This is a genomic window from Natronoarchaeum sp. GCM10025321 (assembly GCF_042663585.1).
Classification (GTDB): Archaea; Halobacteriota; Halobacteria; order Halobacteriales; family Natronoarchaeaceae; genus Natranaeroarchaeum.
In genome coordinates, this window is the sequence record NZ_JBHTAN010000006.1 from 1,492,257 (window position 1) to 1,509,462 (window position 17,206).

22 protein-coding genes are annotated in these 17,206 nt (G+C 61.3%); 16 read left to right on the plus strand and 6 right to left on the minus strand.

Features of this window, described 5'->3' with window-relative positions; genetic code table 11:
* Nucleotides 1-47: 47 nt before the first annotated feature.
* The gene (dcd, locus tag ACFQL3_RS10365) at nt 48-635 is read right to left on the minus strand and encodes a dCTP deaminase (RefSeq protein WP_377053948.1); all 588 of its coding nucleotides are present in this window, start codon (nt 633-635) and stop codon (nt 48-50) included.
* 150 nt (nt 636-785) lie between these two features.
* Between dcd and pth2 the strand changes: the two genes are divergently transcribed.
* The 10 genes from pth2 (at nt 786) to ACFQL3_RS10415 (ending at nt 7,559) form a co-directional block, all read left to right on the plus strand.
* Nucleotides 786-1,124, plus strand: a complete 339-nt coding sequence (gene pth2, locus ACFQL3_RS10370; protein ID WP_377053950.1) for a peptidyl-tRNA hydrolase Pth2 — start codon at nt 786-788, stop codon at nt 1,122-1,124.
* Nucleotides 1,124-2,464, plus strand: coding sequence for a tRNA pseudouridine(13) synthase TruD (gene truD / locus ACFQL3_RS10375; RefSeq protein ID WP_377053952.1), 1,341 nt, complete (start codon nt 1,124-1,126; stop codon nt 2,462-2,464). Before pth2 ends, truD begins: the two co-directional genes overlap by 1 nt.
* Before the next feature lie 166 nt (nt 2,465-2,630).
* The gene (locus ACFQL3_RS10380; RefSeq protein WP_377053954.1) at nt 2,631-3,350 is read left to right on the plus strand and encodes a DUF2103 domain-containing protein; all 720 of its coding nucleotides are present in this window, start codon (nt 2,631-2,633) and stop codon (nt 3,348-3,350) included.
* 620 nt (nt 3,351-3,970) lie between these two features.
* The gene (locus tag ACFQL3_RS10385; protein WP_377053956.1) at nt 3,971-5,182 is read left to right on the plus strand and encodes an orc1/cdc6 family replication initiation protein; all 1,212 of its coding nucleotides are present in this window, start codon (nt 3,971-3,973) and stop codon (nt 5,180-5,182) included.
* 468 nt (nt 5,183-5,650) lie between these two features.
* Nucleotides 5,651-5,860: a hypothetical protein gene (locus ACFQL3_RS10390; RefSeq protein WP_377053958.1), complete on the plus strand. Its 210-nt coding sequence runs from the start codon at nt 5,651-5,653 to the stop codon at nt 5,858-5,860.
* A gap of 273 nt (nt 5,861-6,133) precedes the next feature.
* On the plus strand, nt 6,134-6,400 hold the full coding sequence (locus ACFQL3_RS10395) for a 50S ribosomal protein L37ae (RefSeq protein ID WP_377053960.1): 267 nt from the start codon (nt 6,134-6,136) through the stop codon (nt 6,398-6,400).
* 2 nt (nt 6,401-6,402) lie between these two features.
* Nucleotides 6,403-6,537, plus strand: coding sequence for a DNA-directed RNA polymerase subunit P (locus ACFQL3_RS10400; protein WP_377053962.1), 135 nt, complete (start codon nt 6,403-6,405; stop codon nt 6,535-6,537).
* 21 nt (nt 6,538-6,558) lie between these two features.
* On the plus strand, nt 6,559-6,828 hold the full coding sequence (locus ACFQL3_RS10405) for a KEOPS complex subunit Pcc1 (protein WP_377053964.1): 270 nt from the start codon (nt 6,559-6,561) through the stop codon (nt 6,826-6,828).
* A 95-nt stretch (nt 6,829-6,923) separates the two neighbouring features.
* The gene (locus tag ACFQL3_RS10410) at nt 6,924-7,307 is read left to right on the plus strand and encodes a prefoldin subunit beta (RefSeq protein ID WP_377053966.1); all 384 of its coding nucleotides are present in this window, start codon (nt 6,924-6,926) and stop codon (nt 7,305-7,307) included.
* Between the two features lie 9 nt (nt 7,308-7,316).
* Nucleotides 7,317-7,559, plus strand: coding sequence for a DUF3194 domain-containing protein (locus ACFQL3_RS10415; protein ID WP_377053968.1), 243 nt, complete (start codon nt 7,317-7,319; stop codon nt 7,557-7,559).
* 237 nt (nt 7,560-7,796) lie between these two features.
* Here the strand turns inward: ACFQL3_RS10415 and ACFQL3_RS10420 are convergent, their stop codons facing one another.
* Nucleotides 7,797-8,348, minus strand: coding sequence for a GMP synthase subunit A (locus tag ACFQL3_RS10420; protein ID WP_377053970.1), 552 nt, complete (start codon nt 8,346-8,348; stop codon nt 7,797-7,799).
* Nucleotides 8,349-8,538: 190 nt separating this feature from the next.
* Here ACFQL3_RS10420 and ACFQL3_RS10425 point away from each other — a divergent pair, with 190 nt between their 5' ends.
* Both ACFQL3_RS10425 and ACFQL3_RS10430 read left to right on the plus strand, forming a co-directional pair.
* A complete protein-coding gene (locus tag ACFQL3_RS10425; RefSeq protein ID WP_377053972.1) occupies nt 8,539-8,679 on the plus strand; it encodes a hypothetical protein in 141 nt (46 codons plus the stop codon).
* A gap of 105 nt (nt 8,680-8,784) precedes the next feature.
* A complete protein-coding gene (locus tag ACFQL3_RS10430) occupies nt 8,785-9,165 on the plus strand; it encodes a cyclic nucleotide-binding/CBS domain-containing protein (RefSeq protein ID WP_377053974.1) in 381 nt (126 codons plus the stop codon).
* Nucleotides 9,166-9,271: 106 nt separating this feature from the next.
* Here ACFQL3_RS10430 and pan1 read toward each other — a convergent pair whose 3' ends face one another.
* Nucleotides 9,272-10,486: a proteasome-activating nucleotidase Pan1 gene (gene pan1 / locus ACFQL3_RS10435; protein WP_377053976.1), complete on the minus strand. Its 1,215-nt coding sequence runs from the start codon at nt 10,484-10,486 to the stop codon at nt 9,272-9,274.
* Nucleotides 10,487-10,654: 168 nt separating this feature from the next.
* Between pan1 and ACFQL3_RS10440 the strand changes: the two genes are divergently transcribed.
* The 3 genes from ACFQL3_RS10440 to rad50 all read left to right on the plus strand — a co-directional run bounded on the left by ACFQL3_RS10440 (nt 10,655) and on the right by rad50 (nt 15,077).
* Nucleotides 10,655-10,924 carry a MarR family transcriptional regulator gene (locus ACFQL3_RS10440; protein WP_377053978.1) on the plus strand — a complete coding sequence of 90 codons (270 nt, stop codon included), beginning with the start codon at nt 10,655-10,657 and terminating at the stop codon, nt 10,922-10,924.
* A 92-nt stretch (nt 10,925-11,016) separates the two neighbouring features.
* Nucleotides 11,017-12,402 carry a DNA double-strand break repair protein Mre11 gene (mre11, locus tag ACFQL3_RS10445; RefSeq protein ID WP_377053980.1) on the plus strand — a complete coding sequence of 462 codons (1,386 nt, stop codon included), beginning with the start codon at nt 11,017-11,019 and terminating at the stop codon, nt 12,400-12,402.
* Nucleotides 12,399-15,077, plus strand: coding sequence for a DNA double-strand break repair ATPase Rad50 (gene rad50 / locus ACFQL3_RS10450; protein WP_377053982.1), 2,679 nt, complete (start codon nt 12,399-12,401; stop codon nt 15,075-15,077). Before mre11 ends, rad50 begins: the two co-directional genes overlap by 4 nt.
* Before the next feature lie 26 nt (nt 15,078-15,103).
* On the opposite strand, the gene ACFQL3_RS10455 is transcribed toward rad50, so the two are convergent.
* The 3 genes from ACFQL3_RS10455 to ACFQL3_RS10465 form a co-directional block, all read right to left on the minus strand.
* A complete protein-coding gene (locus ACFQL3_RS10455; protein ID WP_377053984.1) occupies nt 15,104-15,532 on the minus strand; it encodes a DUF7346 family protein in 429 nt (142 codons plus the stop codon).
* Nucleotides 15,533-15,582: 50 nt separating this feature from the next.
* On the minus strand, nt 15,583-15,894 hold the full coding sequence (locus ACFQL3_RS10460; protein ID WP_377053986.1) for a DUF7322 domain-containing protein: 312 nt from the start codon (nt 15,892-15,894) through the stop codon (nt 15,583-15,585).
* 75 nt (nt 15,895-15,969) lie between these two features.
* Nucleotides 15,970-16,140, minus strand: coding sequence for a DUF7331 family protein (locus ACFQL3_RS10465; protein ID WP_377053988.1), 171 nt, complete (start codon nt 16,138-16,140; stop codon nt 15,970-15,972).
* Nucleotides 16,141-16,261: 121 nt separating this feature from the next.
* On the opposite strand from ACFQL3_RS10465, the gene ACFQL3_RS10470 reads away from it, so the two are divergent.
* Nucleotides 16,262-17,086 carry an HpcH/HpaI aldolase/citrate lyase family protein gene (locus tag ACFQL3_RS10470; protein ID WP_377053990.1) on the plus strand — a complete coding sequence of 275 codons (825 nt, stop codon included), beginning with the start codon at nt 16,262-16,264 and terminating at the stop codon, nt 17,084-17,086.
* Nucleotides 17,087-17,206: the final 120 nt, after the last annotated feature.

The window sequence follows — 17,206 nt, forward strand, 5'->3', positions numbered from 1 at the left end:
CTCGCAGATGACTTCCGGGCGTGGCTTACGGATGACTTCCGGGCGGGTTACTGGTCGCCGCCGAACTCGCGGTCGCCGCCGATCTTCGAGGCCTGCGGGCCGGACTGGTCCTGATACTTCGAGCCACGTTCCTCGCCGTACGGGCGCTCGGCGGGCGAAGAGAGTTCGGTGAAGGTCAACTGTGAGATCCGCATTCCGGGCGCGAGCGCGACCGGCGCGGCACCGAGGTTCGAGAGTTCGAGCGTGATCTGGCCCTTGTAGCCCGGGTCACAGAGACCGGCCGTGGCGTGGACCACGATGGCGAGGCGTCCGAGCGAGGAGCGCCCCTCGACGTGTGCGAGCAGGTCGTCCGGGATCTCGACCCGCTCTTTGGTGGTGCCGAGCACGAAGTCGCCGGGGTGAAGGATGAACTCGTCGTCTTCGGGGACGACCGTCTCGTCGACGTACTCCTCGATCTCCTGCTCGCTGTCGGGATGGATACAGGGGATGTTCGTACGCTGGAACTCTAGGAACTCGCGGCCGAGTCGGAGGTCGACGCTGGCTGGCTGGATCTGCAGGTCGAGGTCGTCGAGCGGGTCGATCACGAGGTCGCCCGCTTCGAGGCGGTCGAGGATATCCGCGTCGGAGAGGATCATAGCCGGTACGAACAGTGGGGAGATAAAATATCCCCCGACTTCGGGCGCAGGAGATCGACCGATGCCGAGACGTCTACCGACGCGACCGTCGAACGGATACCGGACAGGTCGAACGACAGCGATTATAGCGCTTCGCCCGCACGTTTGGGTATGAAACAGGCCATCGTCGCGCGGACGGACATCGGGATGGGGAAAGGAAAGCTTGCCGCGCAGGTCGCACATGCATCACTGTCGGCCTACGAGGACACTGAGGGGCCACGCCGGAGAGAGTGGAAAGGCGAGGGGCAAAAGAAGGTCGTGCTGAAAGCAGACGGCGAGCAGATGCTGTTCGAGTTGGCCGATATCGCGGAGCGAAAGGGGCTCCCAACCGCGATTATTCGGGACGCCGGGCATACGCAACTTGAGCCGGGAACGGTGACGGCGCTGGCCATCGGCCCCGGTGACGAGCGCGTCGTCGACGAAGTGACCGGCGACCTCTCGCTCTACTAATGCGGCAAGCACACCCGACCGAACGAGAGGTAGGCATCGAGTGGTACCTCACGGAGACCGACGGGATCGGTGGCCGCCTCCGCGGGCGAAACGAGGACTTCCGTGTCCGAGAGATCGAGAACTTCGAAACCCAGCCGCTTTCTGCGACTCCCGACGCCTACCCGGACGTCGTCTTTCGGGCGACGCTCCGGGGCTGGGACACGAACGATTTCGTCTCCCAGCTATCGGACGAATTCGGGATCAGCCGGGAACGGATCTCGTGGGCCGGGACGAAGGACAAGTACGCCGTCACGACACAGCTATTCAGCGTACGGGGCGTCGATCACGAGCAGTTCCCCGAAATCTCGAAGGCCGACATAGAGCTCATCGGTCGGGCCGGGCGGCCGATCGAGTTCGGCGACCTCGCGGGCAACGAGTTCGAGATCGTCGTGAGCGAGGCCACAGCACCCGAGCGAGCCGAAGAGATCCTGGCGGAGTTAGAGGAGTTCGGGGGAAGGACGGCCGCGGTGCCGAATCTGTTCGGCCAGCAGCGCTTCGGGAGCCAGCGCCCGGTTACCCACGAGGTGGGCCTGAACGTCGCTCGCGGGCAATGGGAGGAAGCAGTCCTGTCCTACGTCGGCAACCCCTACGAGGCGGAGTCCGACGGGACGCGCGAGGCGCGAGCGCGTGCGGACGACGCGGCGAGCGGCGACAGAGACTGGGCAGCCGTGCTGGAGGAGTATCCCCGACGGCTCCGGTTCGAGCGTTCAATGCTCCACACCCTCGCAGAGAACGGCGGCGAAGAGCCCGAAGACTTCCGGGAAGCGCTGGAGACGGTCCCGAGTAACCTCCAGCGACTGTTCGTCCACGCCGCCCAGTCGTACGCGTTCAACCTGATGCTGAGCGAGCGACTGGAGCGTGGCTTGCCCTTCGGTCGGCCGGTTGCAGGCGACGTCGCCTGCTTCTCTGATCGGGACGCACCCTCGGAGCTAGTCGTGCCTGATACCGATCGGCTCCAGCGAGTCACCGCCGAGCGCGTCGATACGATGGAGCGCCACTGCGAGCGCGGGCGTGCGTTCGTCACCGCGCCGCTCGTGGGGACCGAGACCGAACTCGCTGACGGCGAGCAGGGTGAAATCGAGCGCGCAGTGCTGGACGAACTGGATCTTGCTCCTGGCGACTTCGATCTGCCGGGTGAGTTCGACTCGACCGGGACGCGTCGGGCGGTCCTCCTGCGGACCGATCTGGACGTCACAACGGCAGACGAAGAGGTGACCTTCGAGTTCGCGCTGCCGAAAGGGAGCTATGCGACCGTGGTACTCAGAGAGTTCCTGAAGGCGGACCCGATCGACATGGGTTGAGGGGGATTGCCACTGCGTTGATGATTGAGAGGGATTGCCACTGCGTTGTCCGATCTCCCCAATCGACTGCGGACGGCGAAAGCAGGTCTCGGACAGGGAAACGATGCCCGAAAGAGTAGATCCCGAAAGCACGCCAGTTTTACACGTCGCACGGTAAGTTCAGGGTATGGAGTGTCGGCGCTGTGCGACCCCGCTGGACCGACCGGGCGATTACTGTCTGGTCTGTCACACCGCGGCCGCCGACACCGTCGTACTCGACATCGACCGCGACCGGGCAACCGTAACGATGCTGGCAGAAGACGAGGTGCTCGGGGAGACGACGGTAACAACGAAACCCGAAGACGGCGACGAGGAAGAAGTGATCGAGCTCCGAAACTTCGGGGGGAAGATCGCAGACGAAGTGCTTCGAAAGCGTCCCGAGGAGGTGTACGCAACGGGGAACAGGGAAGTGGTGCGTGCGACTCGTGCCCAACTCCACCACGATTTCTACCGCGTGAACGACGACGATCCGGTCGAGGCCGTGATCGATCGCCGTGGGGATCGCGCGCTCGACGTAGTTGATCTTGCCCCAAGGGAAAAACTGGGCGGATCACACTCTACGCTAATCGGCGACCGCGACGGCCGCCGGGCGATCCAGACGGTCGCCGGTCATCCCCACGTCAAGAAGGTGATTCCGGGACCGATCGACGCCGGCGGAACCGGGTCACAGTCCGGCCTCCGGGCGAAAGTGACCCGTGCCGATACGAACGGCAACGTCAGACTGCTCCTTCGGGACGGGTCCAGCGTCCAGGAGAACCGGATCGTCACCACGGCCCGTGACAACGATGGCGGCGAGCACGTTCGTCAAGACCTCAACGACGCACTGGACGAGGCGAACCTCTACTAAGGACAGCCAGTCGGATCGTACGTCTGTCGAGGAAAGACACCAGTCTGTCGTGTGTTCCTGGGCGTTAGACAGCCTGATGGGTCGACTGGCAAACCCTCCCACCCCACACTGTCGAGTGTAACTCGTCTTGGGTGGGATGGGGTGGGGAGGGGGTGGCGCAAGTGCGAACAACGAGAGGAGTGATTCGATCCGGATCGGTCCACACCACTCTGTCGAGTGTTGCGAGGGGTGGATATCTGGACCCTCCCACCCCACCCTGTCGAGTGTTCTGGGTGAGAAGACACCCCCCAACCCCCGTGATCCACGATTGTGTCGGTAGATTCGAGAGACGACTTCGATAGGTTCTACGGACTATAAACAGTCTTAAAATCGCTACGAGAGCGGGACTAGCCGCACTTCGGAAAAGAACATCAGCAAAACCATGACTATATACCGAAACGTGTTTATGTCACACGGCCGGATCGAAACACCTGACAAGGTGGTGTGCCGTCAGAGCGGTTACAGGACACCCGGGGGGATAACACTCGACACTGCGGGGGAGTCATCATATATAAATCTGTATATCACAGGACGCACTCGACACGGTGGTTTTATGTGCCACCTGTTCTATGTTTTGTTCAATGCCGCTCTTCGATCGAGATACGACTATCTTTCAGGACGAAGATGTCCTCCGAGAGGACTATCAGCCTGATTCGATCCAGGAGCGTGACGAGGAGCTCGACGCCTACAAGACCGCCCTGCAACCTGTGGTGAACGGTGCCCAGCCCCGAAACATCTTCCTGTACGGGAAGACGGGCGTGGGAAAGACCGTTGCAACGCGGTACCTGCTGGACCACCTCCAGCGAGACGTCGCCGAGTACGACGACGTCGATCTATCGATCGTCTGGTTGAACTGCAACAATCTGACGTCGTCGTATCAGGTCGCCGCCAACCTCGTCAACGAACTCCGCGGGCCGAACGAGCAGATCAGCACGACAGGCTACCCCCAGCAAACGATTTTCGACATGCTCTACAGCGAGTTGGATTCGCTGGGTGAGACCGTACTGATCGTCCTCGACGAAATCGACCATATCGGTGACGACGACGACTTACTGTACGAGTTGCCGCGCGCTCGTGCGAACGGCTACCTCTCACAGGGAAAGCCGGGAATCATCGGTATCAGCAACGATTTTAGTTTCCGAACGGGACTCTCACCGAAGGTCAAGGACACGCTGTGTGAAGAGGAGATTCACTTCTCGCCCTACGTCGCTAACGAACTCGAATCGATCCTCCAGCAGCGTGCACAGAACGCGCTTCACGAAAACGTGCTTGCCGACGGCGTCCTGCCACTGTGTGCCGCCCTCGCCGCACAAGATACCGGCAGTGCCCGCCAGGCTCTCGATCTGCTGTACAAGGCGGGCGATCTCGCTCGCTCGCAAGACGTCGAGGGAGTCGAGGAAAAACACGTCAGGGACGCCCAGCGAGCGCTCGAACGCGGTCGGATCAAACAGGGGATGGTCGACCTCACCCAGCACGGTCACCTCTCGCTCGTCGCCGTGTTGAGTCTTGCTCTCGAAGAGGAGACGCCCGCACGTGTACGCGAGATCTATCCACGGTACCGTTCAGCGGCCGAGTACGTCGGTACGAACCCACTGGTTCGACGACGTATGCACGACCACCTTTCGGACCTCGCTATGCAGGGGATCCTCTCACGAAACACGCGCAACGAAGGACGGGCCGGAGGGAAGTACTACGTTTACGATCTCGACGTCGCAGTCGACATGGTACTAGACGTAATCGAGGACCTGGAGACGGTTGACCTGCCGCCCGACGTGCTTCGGCAGGCGCCCTGATCCTGTCGGTGCTCACGTCATCTTCGAGCGCATTCGACTGTTACTCTCGTCGCTTTTCGCCTTTCGCCTGAGTTGATTCTACCCTCATTCCATATCATCCCTACCACCCTGTCCTCATCTGCCATCAGCCCAATCACCCCACCCACCCCACCCACCCCCGCCTGTTCCCAAGAACACTCGACAAAGTGGGGTGGGGGTGTTAGTATCCATCAGTAAAATGACTTTTTATCGACGAATACTCGACCCGATTCGGGGTCGTTCACACCCCACCCCCACCTCTGCAAGTAAACACTGGACAAGGTGGGGTGGGAGGGTCGGGATATCGGTCCAATCACACACCACCCTCACCCGTGCGAACACTCGACAAAGTGGGGGGACTCTGTGGTTCGTTCGGGAGACAAAGCATCTATCCGCCGTTCTGGATCCACGACATTTACAGGCGAGTGCGTAATTATATATAATTAGATCGTGGCCTCACGATACGATATCGTGCTCGGTACCTTGCCAGCGCTCGCGGTTAGCGGCATGATCGTCGAGGGTGTTGCCCGCCTGCTCAAATCGAGCGTCGGTGTGAGGACCGGCGTGCTGGAACTGCCGCTGGTTCTCATCGGCCTGCTCGCCGCCCTGTCGTTGGTATGTCACGAGGTCTTCGTCGACCCGCCAGTAGAAAACCACTGAGAACCCGGATTGCTGTGCTCGGCAGAACGTTAACCACCAATCACAGAACGTTAACCACCGGTCACCTCTGCTTGGCGGAACCTCGACCACCGGTCACCTCTGCTTGGCGGAACCTCAACCACCGGTCACCTCTGCATGGCGGAACCTCAACCACCGGTCACCTCTGCTCGGCAGAACATCGACCGCGAACCACAGTGCCAGACCGCCCAGCAGGAGGCCGCACCAGCCCAACTCAAAGGGTTTATCAGGTCGCTCGAACTATAAATCGACACTATGGCCAAAGGCAAACGAGGACAAACCGGTAGTGCCGGACGCTTCGGCGCTCGGTACGGTCGCGTCGCACGGAAACGCGTCTCCGAAATCGAAGCCGATATGGAAAACGCCACCGTCGACGGTGACGATGTCAAGCGCGTCGGTACAGGTATCTGGATCAACGAGGAAACCGGCGAGAAGTTCACCGGTGGCGCGTACCGACCCGACACGCCGGCAGGTCGTGGCGTGAAACGATCGATCCGCGCTGCACTCTCCGAGGACGAGTAACGATGTCGTACAAGTGCTCGCGCTGCAAGCGTGACGTCGAGCTCGACGAGTACGGGGGGGTCCGTTGTCCCTACTGCGGGCACCGTGTACTTCTCAAAGAGCGGAGCCGCGATCTGAAGGAAGTAAGCGTCAAATAAACGCTGTCCACGGAACTATCGATGGGCGCGTTCGTGCACGAGGCGACGTACACTTTTGCGTACGAGTCGACTGCGACTGCAACGCTCGTGGAGCGGAGCGTCCGCCCCGAAATCGGAGATATCGAAGACGACCGGTCGACCGTCGCCCTTACCCGCGAGGAAGCCACCCTCGAGGTCGCTGTCGAAGCGGCCGATCTGGTTGCACTCCGGGCAGCCTCGAACACCTGGCTGACGCTCATCGACGTGGCTGAATCCAGTGCAGGCTGTGGCCAACCGACTCCGAACGGATAACGACGCAAATCAGGCCCAGTCCCCGCGTAGAAGCCGGATATTGGCGCGCAGTTACAATGACGGGGTTTTTCCGTCCGGACCACTACCTCAGAAGTATGCAAGGCAACCTACCGCCGGAAGCACAAGAGAAACTCGAACAGCTACAGGACCTTCAGGAGACCGCACAGCAGGTCGCCGCTCAGAAGAACGAAGCCGAGTCACAGCTCAACGAGGCCGAGACGGCGCTCGACGAGCTCGAAGACATCGACGAGGAGACCGTCATGTACCGAGAAGTCGGCGAGCTACTCGTCGAGACGGACTACGAGACCGCAAACGAGGACCTCGAAGAGAAGGTCGACAGCCTCGAAATTCGTGTCGAAACCCTGACCAAACAGGAAGAGCGCGTTCAGGAGCAGTTCGAGGAAATGCAGGAAGAGCTCGAAGAGATGCTCGGCGGCGGCCCCGGCGGCGCACCGATGGGCGGCCCCGGCGGCGCGTAAGCGACACCGATGCCAACCGACGAGGAGGTCGTTCAGACGGCCGCTGAAGCCGCTGAGGGGTTGATCTTCTCGCGGCTCAAGAACTCGAACGTCAAAGACGTCGATGTGACGGTCACTTTCGAGGACGGCGTCCTCGATGTCGATGTCTATCTCAATGCACCCGAAGCAGGCGAGGACGAGCAGGCTGTCGCGGACGAGGCCGCGCTCGCCGCTCGTTCTGCGGTCGACGAACTGTTCGACGAAGCGTCGTGACGTACGGGCCTCCCGCCGACCCGACGCTTCGTGGATCTTTTCGGAGCAGATCTCTCTTTCAGCACGGTGCTTCTCCGCAGACCATATGACCATCACCAGCATTCGGGCCTGAGTAGTACCACCCAGGGCCGAGACGAGGGAGATGCTGAACAGTAGGATTTCCTGCTCTCGTGTGAGAGAGATCTCGTCCTGAGGAAATACGTCGAAAAGAACGGTCCTCTCGAAGCGCGTGGTGCGTTACTCCTCGCAGATCGCGCGGAAGTTCTCGAACACTTCTTCGCCCTCCTCGGTGTGAGCGACCTCCGGATGCCACTGAACGCCGTAGAGATCCCGATCCGTATCGCTCATCGATTCGACGCCACAGACATCACTTCTGCCCGTCAACTCGAACCCGTCCGGTAGTTCCTTGACCTCGTCAGCATGGCTAGCCCAGACGCGAGTTTCCGGGTGAAGCGATCCGACTAGCGGATCCTCTTCGTCGAGCAGTTCCACGGTGACATCTGCGTAGCCGCCGTACTCGCCGCCACCGACGCGGCCACCGAGTTCGTCAGCGATGATCTGCATGCCGAGACAGATCCCCAGTACGGGGAGATCCATCTCCAGGTACTCGACCGAACGTCCGATGTCGTCGATGTCGGGGCCGCCCGAGAGGACGAGTCCGTCGGCGTCGATCTCTTCGGGTGGCGTCGTGTTGTCGATCATTTCCGTGTCGATTCCCATGTCCCGGAGCGCGCGCTGCTCCAGATGGGTGAACTGGCCGTGGTTGTCGACCACGTCGATCTTCGTCATTGGCAGGCGGTACTCGCGCAGCGAATAAAAGGCGTCCGAATACGGTTAGACTGGCGAGGGCGTCTCGACAGACGCGGTGCCACCGACGCCCGAGCAGATACAACACTTCAGGACCGTCCACGTCTGAAACACCGTGTCAGTTGTCCTCAGTGTCCATACCATTAACACGGTGGACGACTATCCCTGAGATATGATATCCGAGCGGCTCTCTCGGTTCGATCATCCAGCGTGGCTCACCGCTGCCAGCACACTGATCGCGTGGGGCGTTATCCTGCTTGGGGTGTTCGTGGTCCTGTTCGTTGTCCCATATCTCGTCGTGACGCTACTCTGAGGGGTGGCGACCGAAGGGACGGGAGGTTTGCGATTCATACTCTTTTCCTGAATAAAAGCTATTACGTAGGTTCTCGAACGGACACTTATGCAGGTAAAAAAGTGCATGACATCGCCAGTCGTTACGGTCGATCCGGACGCGACCTTACACGAGGCGATGGGTACGATGCTGGAGAACCGTATCGGAAGCGTCGTTGTGACGGGGACAGAACCGGTCGGCATCCTCACACGCTCTGACGTGTTACGATCGATCTACCAGGATGGATCCACGGTCACGGAACGAGCGGTCGAGGAGACGATGAGCGAGGATTTGGTTACCATCGGTCCGACGGATTCAGTTGATAGAGCGCTTCACAAGATGAAAGCCAACGAAATCAAGAAGCTACCGGTGGTCGGAACCCAACTTGTCGGGATAGTGACACTGACCGATATCGCCAGAAACCAGTCGGAACGAGTTATCAAAGTAACGGATACTCGCCCCGACTGATCGGCTATCGTCTAGGAAATTTCCCGAACTGCGGCGTTTCCGGCTACCAGTATATCGGTCGAGAGGTCGACAAAAAACGATCCGCTGCTACGCAGAACCGGCCAGATCAGGCGAACGTCTTCGAGACGTCGTCGTTCTCGCTTTCCTTCTGGATTTTGTCCCAGGCGCTTTCGAAGTCCGTCATTCGGATATCCGTTCGGTCCTCGCGGATAGCGAACATCCCGGCTTCGGTACAGATCGCCTTGACGTCCGCACCGCTTGCCTCGTGGGCCATCTCGGCTAGCTGGCCGAAGTCGACGTCGTCGGCGACGTTCATGTCGCGGGTGTGGATCTGGAAGATGATCTCGCGGCCCTCGGTATCGGGCTTTGGCACTTCGATGAGGCGGTCGAACCGGCCGGGGCGCAGAATCGCCCGGTCGAGCATGTCGAAGCGGTTCGTCGCGGCGATGATCCGAACGTCGCCGCGGTCCTCGAAGCCGTCCATCTCGCTCAGTAACTGCATCATCGTCCGCTGGACCTCGGCGTCGCCGGAGGTCTTCGACTCGGTTCGCTTGGAGGCGATCGCGTCGATCTCGTCGATGAACAGCACGGCTGGCTGGTTTTCGCGGGCGACCTCGAAGAGGTCACGCACGAGTTTCGCCCCCTCGCCGATGAACTTGTGGACGAGTTCGGAGCCGGCCATTTTGATGAAGGTGGCGTCGGTCTGGTTGGCCACTGCCTTCGCGAGCATCGTCTTGCCGGTCCCCGGTGGGCCGTAAAGCAGAACGCCGCTCGGCGGCTCGATACCGACGTCGTCGAACGCGTCGGGCTTTTTGAGCGGCATCTCGACGGTCTCGCGGACCTCGTTGATCTGCTCTTCGATGCCGCCGATGTCCTCGTAGGTGACGTCGGGCGACTCGTCGACTTCCATCACGCGTGCGCGAACGTCGGTCTCGCTGTCGAGCTTTTTGACGATAGAGAGCGAGTTGTTGACAGCGACCCTGTCGTCGGGCTCCAGATCGTCAAGCATCTCCTCGGTGACCTCGGTCAGAGCCTCCTGGTTGTTGCCGTGTTGTTTGATGATGACGCCGTCCTCGGAGAGCTCTTGCACCGTCGCGACGAACAGGGGCGACTGCTTGAGTTTCTTGTTCTCGTGAGTGAGCCGTTCGAGTTTCTGCTGGTACTTGTTGTTCTCAGCGTTCGCGTCCAGTAGCTTATCCCGCATTTCCTCGTTCTGTGACTCGAGGACCTCGAGGCGCTCTCGTAGTGCCTCGATTTTCTCCCGCTGTGACGCCTCCTCCTCATCGTAAGGAAGGTCGACGTCCTCCACAGTATCGGTCATTGTCGATGTTAGGGCGTTGGTTCATAAGAGGCTTCGGGTCAGCCAAATCCGGAGCGGCAAAGCGGACCGCGGCCGAAAATGGCTTATAGATCGCCTCCACAATATTCCATCTAGTAATAATTCGAAAGGGACAATATTATTAGCTTGTATGTCCAAGCGGAGATAACGATGAGTACACCAGAGCCTGCCAGCGTAGAAGCACCGGACGCCGACGCGAGTTGGGACGACGTCCGTGACCTGCCGCCGAGCGCCAAACTCGTCGCGAAAGTGCTCGAATACAACGATACCCTGACTCAGAGCCAACTAGCCGAGGAGACGTTGCTGCCCGCACGAACTGTTCGCTATGCGCTGAACCGACTTGAGGAACAGGACGTCGTCGCTTCGCGGTTTTCCTTCTCCGATGCGCGAAAGCGTCTCTACACGCTCGATATCGAGTAGCCGACCTGTGGATACCCCTTCTCGTGAGGCAGGCCTTTTACTTTCACTCCGGTCGCGGAACCGTCTTAAGAGAGCCAGCATAATTGCTTGCCATGACACGGGTGATTCACACCGGCGACACCCACATCGGGTATCGACAGTACCACTCGCCGGAGCGTCGTCAGGACTTCCTCGACGCGTTCCAGCAGGTCGTCGACGACGCCATCGCGGAGGACGTCGACGCCGTCGTACACGCGGGTGACCTCTTTCACGACCGCCGGCCCGACCTTCCAGATATTCAGGGCACGGTCGCGGCACTGCGCGAACTCGCTGACGCCGACATTCCGTTCCTCGCAGTCGTCGGGAACCACGAGACGAAACGTGACGGCCAGTGGCTCGACCTGTTCGAGGATCTCGGCCTTACCACCCGACTCGGATCGACGCCGGAGGTCGTCGGAGATATCGCGTTTTACGGCCTCGACTTCGTGCCCGAGTCCCAGCGGGATAGCCTGGAGTACGGGTACGAACCGACCGAGGAGGCCGATTATGCAGCGCTCGTAAGCCACGGCCTCTTCGAACCGTTCGCGCACGCCGACTGGGACACCGAGCGACTACTGACTGAATCGACAGTCGAGTTCGACGCCGTCCTGCTCGGTGACAACCACGCCCCCGGAAAACGGGAGATGCTGGACACGTGGGTGACCTACTGTGGATCGACTGAGCGCGCGAGCGCCTCGGAGCGCGATGATCGTGGCTACAATATCGTCACCGTCGACGACGAGGTCACGATCACACGCCGGGCCGTCGCGGACACCCGCGAGTTCTGCTTCGTCGACGTCGAACTCGCAGAGGGCGAGGGAACCGATCGGGTCCGAGAGCGCGTCCGCCAGTACGATGTCGAGGACGCCGTGGTCATCGTCACGATAGAGGGTGACGGTGAACCTGTGACACCCGCGAGCGTCGAGGAACTGGCGGTCGACGACGGCGCGCTGATCGCACGGGTGAACGACCGCCGCGAGATAGAGAGAGAGGACGATGTGAGCGTCAGTTTTGCCGACCCCGACGACGCCGTCCGCGAGCGCCTGCGCGACCTCGGCCTGAGCCCTGCGGCCCGTGACATCGACGAAACCGTCCGCGAGAGCAAGGTTGCTGACTCGAACGTCCGCGAGACCGTCGAATCGCTGGTCCGCGAGCGCGCTGACGAAGGACTGTCGGCGTTCGAGAGCGCCGACGAAGACGAAGCGGGCGACGATGCGGCCGACAGCGCAGCGGGCGAATCCGATGCCGACCCGGACGACGCCGGGATCGATTCGGGTTCCGACTCCGAGAGCGACCTAGCCGATGCCGAGAGCCAAAGCGACCAAGCCGATGCCGAGAGCCAAAGCGACCAAGCCGATGCCGAGAGCCAACACGACCAGACCGATGCCGACAGCCACCAATCAGACCCTGACACAGCACAGGAGACCGACTCCCAGCGCTCCGTGGAGGAGTTCCTATGAGGTTCCGCCACGTCCGGATGGAGAATTTCAAGTGCTACGCCGACGCCGAACTCGACCTCGAAACCGGCGTTACCGTGATTCACGGCGTCAACGGGAGCGGGAAATCTTCGCTGCTAGAAGCCTGTTTCTTTGCGCTCTACGGCTCGAAGGCGCTGGACGAGCGCACCCTCGACGACGTGATCACCAACGGTGCCGAGGACGCCGAGATCGAACTCGTCTTCGATCACGCGGGCGAGTCCTACCGGATCGAGCGCCGCCTTCGGCTCACCGGCGAGCGCGCCCAGACGGCGAAATGCGTGCTGGAGACGCCCGATGGGAGCGTCGACGGTGCCCGTGCGGTGCGCGAGTACGTCACCGAGCTACTGCGGATGGACGCCGAAGCGTTCGTCAACTGCGCGTACGTCCGGCAGGGCGAAGTGAACAAGCTCATCCACGCCTCGCCGAGCGACCGACAGGACATGATCGACGACCTGCTCCAACTCGGTAAACTGGAGGAGTACCGCGAGCGGGCGAGCAAGGCCAGACTGGGAATCAAGACGGTGCTCGACGGCCAGCGGGACGTCATCGAGAACCTCGAGAGTAAGATCGCGGCGAAAGAAGACAAGGAGCTTCACGCCCAGCTAAACGAACTCGAAACCGAGCTTTCCGAGAGCAACGCCGAAATCGAGCGCCTCGAGGGCCAGATCGAAGCGGCCCGCGACACCAGAGACGAGGCCGAATCCGTCCTCGACGAGTACGAGGAGAAACGCGACCGGATCGACGATCTGGAAGGAGAGATCGAGACGCTACAGGAGAAGATCAGCGAGACCGAACAGGAACGCGACCGACTCAAAGAGGAGATCACGGAGCGCCGTGAGCGCCTCGACCAACTGGAGACGAAACGGGACGACCTGCTCGCTGACTCCGAACTCGACAGTGATGCCGGTCTCGGGGCGGTCGAAACGACGCTTGAGAACCTCGAAGAGCGGGACGACGAACTCCGAGACGAACTCGAATCGATCAATATCGAGATCCAGGAGTACACTTCAGAGGCCGAAAACGCCCGCGAACGCGCCGACGAACTCGAGGCCGAAGCCGAGACGGCCCGGGAGAACGCCGAGGAACTCGAGACGGAACTCGCCGAGGCCGAAGCGGAACTCGACGACCGCCGCAAGAAACTGGGCGATATCGACGACGAGATAGAGACGGCGAAAGCACAGTTCGAGGACGCGCCGGTAGCCTTCGGCGAGGCCGACGACCACCACGAATCGCTCGAAGCCGAGGCCGAGGAGCTACGCGAGGCACTGACCGATGTCCGGACGAAGCTCGAATCCGCGAAATCCTCGGTCGAGGAAGCCGAGGCGCTCCTGGAGCAAGGGAAGTGTCCCGAGTGTGGGCAGGCAGTCGAGGATTCCCCACACGTCGACGCGCTCGCCGACGACCGCGAGCGGGTTGCAGAACTCGAATCCCGCCGCGACGACCTCGAAGACGAGCGCTCGGCCGTCCGCGAGCGCCTCGACGACGCCGAAACGCTGGTCGAGGCCGAAGCGAGCGTCGAGCAACTGCGCGGGAACCGCCGGAACGTCGAGCAGTTGGTCGAAGAACGCGAGGCGACGCTCTCTGACAAGCGCGACCGCATCACTGACCTCGAAGAGCGCGCCGAGACGCTCGACGAGCGCGCCGAGGAAAAACGGGCGGTGGCGACCGAGGCCGACGAGCAGGCTGACGACCGCCGCGAGGAGATTGCCACGATCAACGCCGAGCGCGGCGAGATCCGAGCACGGCGCGAACGGCTCGAATCGCTCGAAGAAACGCTTGAAGCCATCGAAGACGCAGAAGACGGAATCGAGGACCGCCGCGAAAGCCGGGCTGACAAGGCCGAGTTGAACGAGGAGCGCCGCGAGCGACTGGCCGAGAAGCGCCAGCGCAAGAACGAACTGCAATCGGAGTTCGACGAGGAGCGTATCGAGGAAGCGCGTGCGGATCGAACGCGTGCCACAGAGTATCTGGAGGAGGCCGAACCGGCATTAGAAGAAGAGCGCGAGAACCGGGACGACCTGAAAGGCCGGATCGGTGGCATTGAGGCCGAACTGAGCGAACTCGAAGACCTGCGCGAGGAGCATGACGAACTCGTCGAGCGCCGCGATGCCCTGGAGTCGCTGTACGACGAGGCCCAGCGGCTACAGGAGACCTACGGCGACCTGCGGGCGGAGCTACGCCAACAGAACGTCGAACGGCTGGAACGACTGCTCAACGAGACGTTCGATCTGGTCTACCAGAACGACTCGTACTCGCATATCGAACTCGACGGGGAGTACGAGCTAACGGTCTTCCAGAAAGACGGCGCACCGCTCGATCCGGACCAACTGTCCGGCGGCGAGCGCGCACTGTTCAACCTCAGCCTCCGCTGTGCGATCTACCGCCTGCTGGCCGAAGGTATCGAAGGGGCCGCGCCGATGCCGCCGCTGATCCTCGACGAACCGACCGTCTTCCTCGACTCGGGGCACGTCTCTCAGCTAGTCGAACTGATCGACTCGATGCGTGAACTCGGCGTCGAACAGATAGTCGTAGTGAGCCACGACGACGAACTCGTCGTCGCGGCCGACGACGTCGTCGAGGTGCGGAAGGATCCGACCTCGAATCGGTCGACAGTCGAGCGTCGCGAGGAGATCGGTACCACCGCGTTCGCCGAATAACTGACTCTCGGGGCAAGCAGATCTTCTCAGTCGTCGTCACGAAGTATGGAGAGCACTTCGACGGTGCCCTCGGTCGCGTCGTAGCCACGCTCGCCGGCAATCGTTGCTTCTTCGATCAGTCCGGCCGCCCGTAGCTCCGCCAGTCGGCCGTGCAGATCGGATTCGCACTGGTCGTACTCGCGCATCATGTCGCGGACGGGGACCGGTCCGCGGTCGACCAGATCCGCGAGGAGGCCGAGTGCGGCGTCGTCGTGAACCCCCCGGAGTAGCCGCCGAACAGGCTCTGAAATGCCGCTTGCAGCCGTCTCCAGGGGTGGCGTCCCGTCGAGCGTCTCGAGGCGGTCGTTCTCGACGTAGCGTTCGCTACCGTCCTCCGGGTCCCGGACGAGGCTGCTGTCCGTGGACGATTTGACGACGATGTAGCGTTTCCCGGACTCGTCGCGTACGGTTCGCATGCTCGGCTCTACGCCACCGAAGCGCATAATCGCGGCGATCAGTCTCCCGGCTAGCCGAACTCCGAGAACCGGTACTTCAGGTAGGCGTGGCCGAGCGAGAACAGGCCGACGAGCAGGGCCACGGCACCGGCCTGCATATACGGTGTCAGCGTCAGCAGTAGCGCGCCGATGCTGGTCGCGAGAACCCCGAGTTTGACAAGCAGGAACACACTCCAGAACGTGTTTTTGACCTCTGACGAGACGTTCTCCGGATCGGGAAGATCCGGAGCCAGATCCTCATTGGCGTCAAGAACGTCGAAATCCAGATCTTTCTCGGGCTCCGATCCGTTGGGGTCGACGTCGAGAGGGTCCTCGGAAGGCACTGATGAAGGCTTGGAGTTTCAATGCAAAAAGCGCCCCGTCCGAGAGTGCGACTATCGAGAGTGCTACCGGGCCGCTCAGACCTGATTGTCGAGTCGTACCGTCCGTGTCGCTTCGACCCACGCAAGTGGGTTGTCGGCGTCGAAGAAGACGACGCCCTCGTCCGTCTCATACCGTTCGACCGTTTCCAGACCGTCCGCTCGTTCCGTCGTACTATCCTGCCAGCCGGATGTTGCGTGGTCGGACACGTTCGTCACCTCTACGCCTGTGGTATGTGTTACCAAGTTATATGCTTTGTTACCGCGGCTATACTCAGTCCGATCACAACTTGGTGCGGGTGTTTTTGTTGATCCGTGAACAAATGATAGTATGTCACGGCGAACTGTACTCTTTTCACCGGGGAATCGTGGAGAAATGCTCCGGAAAGCGGCGGGATCAGGAGCCGATATCGTCGTCTTCGACCTCGAAGACGCCGTGGGCCCGGACGCAAAAGCCGCGGCCAGGGAGACGGTTACAGAGGTCCTCTCAGAACCGGAGTTCGACACGGAATCTGAAGTCTTCGTACGGGTGAACGAACTGCCGATGGGCGAGGAGGACCTCGACAGTGTTCTCGCCGCCCCAGCGACGCTTGACGGGTTGGTTCTCCCGAAAGTTCGCACTGCGGACGACGTCCGCGAGTTGTCCGACGTGGTCGAGCAGCGGGGCCATGAGCTACCGGTGTTCGCGCTCGTCGAAACGGCGGCGGGCGTCCTTCATGCCGAGTCGATCGCCGCCGTAGAGGCTACCGATGCGCTCGTCTTCGGCGCGGAAGACCTGGCGGCCGATATCGGCGCGACCCGAACGGAGGACGGCGACGAGGTGAGTTACGCGCGACAGCACGTCGTGCTGGCCGCACGAGCGGGCGGCATCGACGCCATCGATACGATCTGGCCCGATATCAGCGACCACGACCGACTTCGCACGGAGGCCGAACGCGCAGTGGAGTTCGGTTACGACGGCAAGATGGCGATCCACCCCGACCAGATCGATCCGATTCACGATGCGTTCGCCCCCGACGAAGACGAGATCGAATGGGCCCGTCGGGTCGTCGCCGCCAGCGAGCGACACGACGGCGTCTTTGCGATAGACGGTCAGATGATCGACGGCCCACTGATCAGACAGGCCCATCGTCTCCTGGACCGTGCGGACGAGTAGGACCGTACGGTTAGCGGAGCGTGAGAGGCTAGCCACGGTCCCTGAAACTAATTATCACGAACGTCCCTCGTATTTAGAGTGGTTGTCACATGAGAACTGACTGTTCACCCAGTGTTAACA

What these genes read in the sequence shown, in the direction of transcription:
- dcd (WP_377053948.1), bottom strand. Translation starts at nt 635, where the DNA reads ATGATCCTCTCCGACGCGGATATCCTCGACCGCCTCGAAGCGGGCGAC.
- pth2 (WP_377053950.1), top strand. Translation starts at nt 786, where the DNA reads ATGAAACAGGCCATCGTCGCGCGGACGGACATCGGGATGGGGAAAGGA.
- truD (WP_377053952.1), top strand. Translation starts at nt 1,124, where the DNA reads ATGCGGCAAGCACACCCGACCGAACGAGAGGTAGGCATCGAGTGGTAC.
- ACFQL3_RS10380 (WP_377053954.1), top strand. Translation starts at nt 2,631, where the DNA reads ATGGAGTGTCGGCGCTGTGCGACCCCGCTGGACCGACCGGGCGATTAC.
- ACFQL3_RS10385 (WP_377053956.1), top strand. Translation starts at nt 3,971, where the DNA reads ATGCCGCTCTTCGATCGAGATACGACTATCTTTCAGGACGAAGATGTC.
- ACFQL3_RS10395 (WP_377053960.1), top strand. Translation starts at nt 6,134, where the DNA reads ATGGCCAAAGGCAAACGAGGACAAACCGGTAGTGCCGGACGCTTCGGC.
- ACFQL3_RS10400 (WP_377053962.1), top strand. Translation starts at nt 6,403, where the DNA reads ATGTCGTACAAGTGCTCGCGCTGCAAGCGTGACGTCGAGCTCGACGAG.
- ACFQL3_RS10405 (WP_377053964.1), top strand. Translation starts at nt 6,559, where the DNA reads ATGGGCGCGTTCGTGCACGAGGCGACGTACACTTTTGCGTACGAGTCG.
- ACFQL3_RS10410 (WP_377053966.1), top strand. Translation starts at nt 6,924, where the DNA reads ATGCAAGGCAACCTACCGCCGGAAGCACAAGAGAAACTCGAACAGCTA.
- ACFQL3_RS10415 (WP_377053968.1), top strand. Translation starts at nt 7,317, where the DNA reads ATGCCAACCGACGAGGAGGTCGTTCAGACGGCCGCTGAAGCCGCTGAG.
- ACFQL3_RS10420 (WP_377053970.1), bottom strand. Translation starts at nt 8,348, where the DNA reads ATGACGAAGATCGACGTGGTCGACAACCACGGCCAGTTCACCCATCTG.
- ACFQL3_RS10425 (WP_377053972.1), top strand. Translation starts at nt 8,539, where the DNA reads ATGATATCCGAGCGGCTCTCTCGGTTCGATCATCCAGCGTGGCTCACC.
- ACFQL3_RS10430 (WP_377053974.1), top strand. Translation starts at nt 8,785, where the DNA reads ATGACATCGCCAGTCGTTACGGTCGATCCGGACGCGACCTTACACGAG.
- pan1 (WP_377053976.1), bottom strand. Translation starts at nt 10,486, where the DNA reads ATGACCGATACTGTGGAGGACGTCGACCTTCCTTACGATGAGGAGGAG.
- ACFQL3_RS10440 (WP_377053978.1), top strand. Translation starts at nt 10,655, where the DNA reads ATGAGTACACCAGAGCCTGCCAGCGTAGAAGCACCGGACGCCGACGCG.
- mre11 (WP_377053980.1), top strand. Translation starts at nt 11,017, where the DNA reads ATGACACGGGTGATTCACACCGGCGACACCCACATCGGGTATCGACAG.
- rad50 (WP_377053982.1), top strand. Translation starts at nt 12,399, where the DNA reads ATGAGGTTCCGCCACGTCCGGATGGAGAATTTCAAGTGCTACGCCGAC.
- ACFQL3_RS10455 (WP_377053984.1), bottom strand. Translation starts at nt 15,532, where the DNA reads ATGCGAACCGTACGCGACGAGTCCGGGAAACGCTACATCGTCGTCAAA.
- ACFQL3_RS10470 (WP_377053990.1), top strand. Translation starts at nt 16,262, where the DNA reads ATGTCACGGCGAACTGTACTCTTTTCACCGGGGAATCGTGGAGAAATG.